General features: G+C 69.1%; 5 protein-coding genes. 4 read left to right on the top strand and 1 reads right to left on the bottom strand.

Features of this window, described 5'->3' with window-relative positions; translation table 11 throughout:
- The first annotated feature begins 354 nt into the window (after nucleotides 1-354).
- Entirely contained in the window at nucleotides 355-1,518 is a 1,164-nt protein-coding gene (locus tag A5781_RS13655) for an LLM class flavin-dependent oxidoreductase (protein WP_067206562.1), read from the top strand.
- A 38-nt stretch (nucleotides 1,519-1,556) separates the two neighbouring features.
- Here A5781_RS13655 and A5781_RS13650 read toward each other — a convergent pair whose 3' ends face one another.
- Nucleotides 1,557-2,024: an SRPBCC family protein gene (locus A5781_RS13650; RefSeq protein ID WP_066954445.1), complete on the bottom strand. Its 468-nt coding sequence runs from the start codon at nucleotides 2,022-2,024 to the stop codon at nucleotides 1,557-1,559.
- A 218-nt stretch (nucleotides 2,025-2,242) separates the two neighbouring features.
- Here A5781_RS13650 and A5781_RS13645 point away from each other — a divergent pair, with 218 nt between their 5' ends.
- From A5781_RS13645 to A5781_RS13635, 3 genes are all read left to right on the top strand, one after another.
- Nucleotides 2,243-4,078: a fatty acyl-AMP ligase gene (locus A5781_RS13645; RefSeq protein ID WP_067206559.1), complete on the top strand. Its 1,836-nt coding sequence runs from the start codon at nucleotides 2,243-2,245 to the stop codon at nucleotides 4,076-4,078.
- Nucleotides 4,079-4,154: 76 nt separating this feature from the next.
- Entirely contained in the window at nucleotides 4,155-5,387 is a 1,233-nt protein-coding gene (locus A5781_RS13640; protein WP_067206591.1) for a serine hydrolase domain-containing protein, read from the top strand.
- 118 nt (nucleotides 5,388-5,505) lie between these two features.
- Complete coding sequence (locus tag A5781_RS13635; RefSeq protein ID WP_067206555.1) at nucleotides 5,506-6,162, top strand: hypothetical protein; 657 nt, start codon at nucleotides 5,506-5,508, stop codon at nucleotides 6,160-6,162.
- Nucleotides 6,163-6,191 lie beyond the last annotated feature (29 nt).

The following is a 6,191-nucleotide window of genomic DNA, read 5'->3' as shown; positions in this document are numbered from 1 at the left end:
AGATGTGTATAAGAGACAGCCCGGGCGGCGGTGGCGGCGGCGTCCCCGGCGGCCCCACGGGTGGCGGCGGCCCCGGCGGCGGAGGCGGCAGCATCCCCGGCGTCGGGGGTGGCGGCGGCGGCCCGGGCGGCGGCGGCGGATGCGTCGGCAACGTCTGCGGCGGCTATTGACATCCACGCGCTGAGCCCGCCGTAACGCACCGCGACAGAGACTTGCTCCCGTAGTCGGCGGGGCCGGGATCACCTGGCCCCGCCGGCTGAAAACCGATGATCGCCGGGGGTTCCTCCGTGACGGCCTAGGCCGAACACCGCATTCGAGTTATGGTTCAGGCCAATCGGATGCAAGGGAGCCTCGATGGCGAAGCTCAGGTTTGGATACTTCATCGCCCCGTTCCATCGGGCGGGCACCAATCCCACGCTTGCGTTGCAGCGCGACCTGCAGTTCATCGAGCACCTCGACGCACTCGGCTTCGACGAAGTGTGGATGGGCGAACACCACTCGGCCGGCAGCGAGATCATCAGCTCGCCCGAGGTCTTCATCGCCGCCGCGGCCGAGCGCGCCAAACGCATCCGCTTTGGCACCGGGGTCATTTCGCTCTCGTACCACAACCCGCTGTGGGTCGCCGACCGGCTGATGCTGCTGGATCACCTCACCCATGGCCGCATCATCGGCGGTGTGGGGCCGGGCTCCCTGCCCAGCGACTCGTCCATGATCGGGCTCACGCCCACCGACACCCGCGAACTGCTCGAAACGAATCTCGACATCGTCGTGCGGCTGCTGGCGGGGGAGACCGTCAGCGCCAAGACGGCAACGCACCAGCTGTTCGACGCCAAGCTGCAGCTCGCCCCCTATTCCGACGGCGGGATCCCGCTGTCGGTTGCCGCGGTCGCGTCACCGACGGGCGCGCGGCTGGCCGGCAAGCATGGCATCGGCCTGCTGTCCATCGGCGCGACGCTGACCGTCGAGGGTTTCAACGCGCTTTCGTATCACTGGGGCATCGTCGAGGAGCGCGCCGCGGCCTTCGGCACGCAGGTCGACCGCAAGAACTGGAGCCTGGTCGGCCTTTTCCACCTTGCCGAAACGGAAAAGCAGGCCCGGGAAGAGGTCAAGTTCGGCATCGAGCCGTGGTTCCGGTACTTCCAGAAGGTGGCCGCCTTCCCGCAGATGACGATGCCCGGCGAACAGCTGGACGAGATGATCGACGTCATCAACGAAAACGGGGCGGGCGTGATCGGCACGCCCGATCGGGCGCGCGAGCAGGTTCAGCGGCTGTGGGATCAATCCGGCGGGTTCGGCTGCATGCTGCAGATGGGCCACGAGTGGGCCAACCCGGCCGCCACCAAACGGTCCGCCGAATTGTTTGCCGCCGAAGTCATGCCGCATTTCCAGGGCCAGGCGCAGCCGACGCTGGACGCCGCCGCGCGCGCCGGGCAGGCCCGGGATAGCTTGGCGCAGTCGCAGTTGGACGCGGTCGCGCACATGACGAAGAAATATCAGGACGAGGTCGACGCGAAGTAGCGGCGCGGCCGCCTCCCGCGGCCGTCATGCGCCCGGTGCTACCGCCCGGCGTTCGATTCCCGCTCGGCAGCCTTCACCAGCCGGCCGGCGAAGAACCTGACCGCTCCGCCCATGGCGGCCCGCATCACCGGACCCGTCCCGCGCACCCCCTCGGTGAACGAGCCGGTCCAGCGGATGTCGGTTCCGCCCGCGGGGTTAGGCGTGAAGACCACCTCGCCCGAGTAATCCTTGGCCGGAGTCGGGGGGCCGACGAGCTTGTAGGCATGCCGGCGGTCCTGCTCGTACTCGACGGTCTCCTCCTGCACCAGCACGGGCCACATCCCCACCTTGCGGACGGCCCCGATTCCGCCGGGCGCGGGATCGCCCTGCCGGGCCCAGCTCGAGTGAACGACGATGGGCTTGGCCCACTTCGACCAGTTGGCGCCGTCGGTCACGAGCCGGAACAGCGTCGCGGCGGGCGCGGTGCTCGTGCGGTTGATCTCGAATGAAAACGTCCTGCCTGACATGGCCAACTCCCGGTGCAATCATCGACGACCCTGCATGCCGCTCGCGCGTAGGCTACCGCCCACGCCGTGGGCACCGCGACGAGGGCGCACAACGGTCGCCGACGCGCCGGCGCCGACTGGCGAATTCGATTCCCACCGAAGGTCCTTCGCGCGTGGCATGCCGACAATCACGTTCGCGGCACGGCGGTTGCCGCATCCCCTTGCCTACAGTAGGGGCCATGGAGTTCGGTTCCCGGCAGCACGCCAAGGCCATCCCCGGCCTGCTCGATATCGAGGACTGCCTGGATGCCGCGGGCAACATCCTGGTGCCGCCGGACGTCACGCTGATCTCGCTCGTCGACCGCAACATCGCCAACGTCGGTGACGCCGTGGCGTACCGATTCCTGGATTACAACCGTTCGGCCGACGGGCATGTCGACGAGGTGACGTGGAACCAGTTCGGTGTCCGGCTGGAGGCCATCGGCGCGCGCGTCCAACAAGTCGCCGGCCATGGCGATCGGGTCGCGGTCCTGGCGCCGCAGAGCCTCGACTACGTGATGGGGTTCTATGCGGCGATCAAAGCCGGAACCATTGCGGTGCCGCTGTTCGCGCCCGAGTTGCCCGGCCACGCCGAACGCCTGGACACTGCCCTGCGCGATTCGCAGCCGACGGCCGTGTTGACCACAGCGCCGGCCAGGAACGCGGTCGAGGATTTTCTGAGCACCCTCCCGCAACGGCACCGGCCACGGATCATCGTGATCGACGAGATCCCCGACTCGGCGCGGGATTCATTCGCCCCCACCGAGTTACGCCACGACGACATCTCCCACCTGCAGTACACGTCGGGCTCTACGCGGCCCCCGGTCGGCGTCGAGATCACGCACCGGGCGGTCGGCACCAACCTCGTGCAGATGATCCTTTCCATTGACCTGCTGGACCGCAACACGCACGGCGTGAGCTGGTTGCCGCTCTACCACGACATGGGACTATCGATGATCGGCTTCCCGGCGGTATACGGCGGCCACTCCACGCTGATGTCGCCCGCCGCGTTCGTCCGCAGGCCGCAACGCTGGATCAAGGCCTTGTCGGCCCAGACGGGCCGGGCCGTCACCGCGGCGCCGAACTTCGCCTACGAATGGACCGCCCAGCGGGGACTGCCCGCGCCGGGCGACGATATCGACCTGAGCAACGTGGTGCTGATCATCGGGTCCGAACCCGTCAGCATCGAGGCGATCACGGCCTTCAACAAGGCGTTCTCCCCGTACGGATTGCCGCCGACGGCGTTCAAGCCGTCATACGGCATCGCGGAGGCCACCCTGTTCGTTGCGACCATCGCGCCCGCCGCCGAGGCGACTGCCGCCTACTTCGACCGTAAGGAACTGGGCGCCGGCCGCGCGGTGCGGGTTGCGGCGGGCGACCCCGAGGCCGTGGCGCAGGTCTCCTGCGGCCAGGTGGGCCGCAGCGAATGGGCCATCATCGTCGACCCGGCCACCGGGACAGAACTGCCCGACGGTCAGGTCGGCGAGATCTGGGTGCAGGGCAACAACGTCGGCCGGGGCTACTGGGGACTGCCCGACGAAACCGGGCGAGCGTTCGGCGCCCGGTTGCGATCGCGGCTCGCCGACGGCGGCCACGCCGAGGGCTCGGTGCTCGATCGCCCATGGCTGCGGACCGGGGACTTGGGTACCTATCTCGACGGCGAGCTGTACGTCACCGGCCGGATCGTCGACATGGTCACCATCGGCGGCCGCAATCACTACCCGCAGGACATCGAGGCGACCGTCGCCGAAGCGTCCCCGCTGGTGCGGCGCGGATACGTGACCGCCTTCGCCGTGCCGGGCGAGGACGCCGAACAGCGACTGGTGATCATCGCCGAGCGGGCGACGGGCACCAGCCGCGCCGACCCGCGGCCGGCCATCGAGGCCATCGGGACCGCGGTCCTGGGCCGCCACGGGCTGACGGTCGCCGAGGTGTGTTTCCTGCCGGCCGGCGCCATTCCCCGTACCACCAGCGGCAAGCTGGCGCGCCGGGCCTGCCGCGCCCAGTACCTGAGCGGCAGCTTGGGCGCCCACTGACCCGGCTGGGCTGAGACCGCCCGAAAAACGCTGCTCGCGTCCGGCGCTGGCTTAGTCTCCTTTCGGAGGCGTGACGATGGTGCTCAAGGTTGCGGTGTCGGCGGACTTGATCGGTGGCGACGTGGATGTCGGCTACGGAAAGGTCGCCGACGCCTTTCGCGCCAGTTTCCGCGACGGCGCGGAAGTCGGCGCGGCCGTCGCCGTCTACCGCGACGGGGTCAAGGTCGTCGACCTGTGGGGCGGCTACAGGAACGGGTTGGCGAAAAAACCCTGGCAGGCCGACACCATGGTCAACATGTTCTCCACGACCAAAGGGGTCGCCGCCCTGGTCGTGGCCGTCGCGGTGTCCCGCGGACTCATCTCCTATGACACCAAGGTGGCCGATTACTGGCCGGAATTCGCGCGCGCGGGCAAGGGCGACGTGACCGTCCGCCAACTCCTGGGGCATCAGGCCGGCCTGTGCGCGCTCAAACCGAAGCCGGCGCTGGCCGACGTCGCCGACCCCGCCAGGCTCTCGCCCATCCTGGCGGCCCAGGCGCCGGCGTGGCGACCGGGTTCGCGGCACGGTTACCACGCGATCACGCTGGGCTGGTACGAATCCGAGCTGATCCGCCGGACGGACCCGGCCGGCCGCACGCTGGGCCGCTTCATGGCCGACGAGATCGTCCGGCCGCTGGGGCTCGACCTGCACATCGGCCTGCCGGATGGGGTCAACCGTGAGCGGGTCGCGCACGTCCACAACTGGGTGCGCGCCGAAACGCTGCTGCATTTGAACGTCATGCCCCGGGGATTCGTGGGTGCCTCGCTCAACCCGGTCGGCCTGACCGCCCGCGCGATCGCAGTCCCGCGCGGGGTCAACGCGTTCAACGGCGACTACAACCGCGAGGACGTTCGGGCGGTCGAGATCCCGTCGGCCAACGGCATCGGCACCGCCCGGTCGGTGGCGCGCATGTACGGCAGCGCGGCAACCGGGGGAGCCGAGCTGGGCCTCGGCGGCGACACCGTCGACGCTCTGGCGGCGCCGGCGCTCGCGCCGAGCCAGGGCGTCCGCGACAAGGTGATGAACGTCGACGTGGCGTATTCCCTCGGCTTCTGTAAACCCGTGCCGCACTTTTCATTCGGCTCTTCGGGCCGGGCCTTCGGGACTCCCGGCTTCGGCGGCTCTTTCGGCTGCGCCGACCCGGACACCGGCGTCGGCTTCGCTTACGTGATGAACCGGCTGGGTTTTCACCTGTGGAGTGACCCGCGTGAACTCGCGTTGCGGCAGGCGTTGTTTCGCGACGTCCTCGGGGTGCGACCGCAGACGTGACATCGCCACTCCCTGGGTCGCCGACTGTGGGCCTTATGTCCGGGTACGGCCCTGGATTCGTCCTTAGGCCCCACGTTCGACGTGCGTCTTGGCCGGGCGCGGGTGGCATCCTGGCCGTGTGGGTTTACTCATCCGGTTGGCGGAGCTCTTGATCGTCATCCTGCCCCTGGCTGGGGCCACCATCGCCGCGGTGCGCGCATTCAGCGCCAACCGTCGGCCGGCCGAACCACCCCCGCAGATCGATCGGACGGAAATACCGGACACCGGGGACAACCACGTCGCCCAGTGGCGGTCGCTGCGCCGCGTCCTCGAGGAGCACAGCCGCACCGACGCGCGCTGGCTCGAGTACGAACTCGACGTCGCCAAGTTGCTCGACTTCCCCCTCATGACGGACATGCGCGACCCGCTCACGGTCGCCTTCCACAAAGCCAAGCTCCGAGCCGACTTCCTGCGCCCCGCCAAAGCCGAAGACCTACTCGACGACCGCGAAGCAGCCGCGCAGTACCGGGCCGCCGTCGAGGATTACGTGACCGCCTTCCACGCCGCCGAGACGGAGGCGATGCGCAGACGCCGCAGCGACTTCTCTCGAGCGGACCAGCAGCGGATCGCGCGCGCTCAAAACCTGCTACGGGTCGCGGCGGATTCCGCCGCGACAGGGCAGGAACGCCGGCAGGCCTATGAGTTGGCGCGCCAGGAACTCGAGGGGCTCGTCGTCTTGCCCTCCACCACGCGGGTCAGCCTCGAACGCGGAATCTCCGGCGAAATTGAAAGTTAGGCCTAGCCGCGGCGTGTCGCCGATGACCT

It is taken from the genome of Mycobacterium sp. 852002-30065_SCH5024008 (genome assembly GCF_001665645.1).
GTDB classification, from domain to species: Bacteria; Actinomycetota; Actinomycetes; order Mycobacteriales; family Mycobacteriaceae; genus Mycobacterium; species Mycobacterium paraffinicum.
The sequence above is the reverse complement of the archived record's forward strand: the minus strand, read 5'-3'. Positions and strand labels throughout refer to the sequence as shown.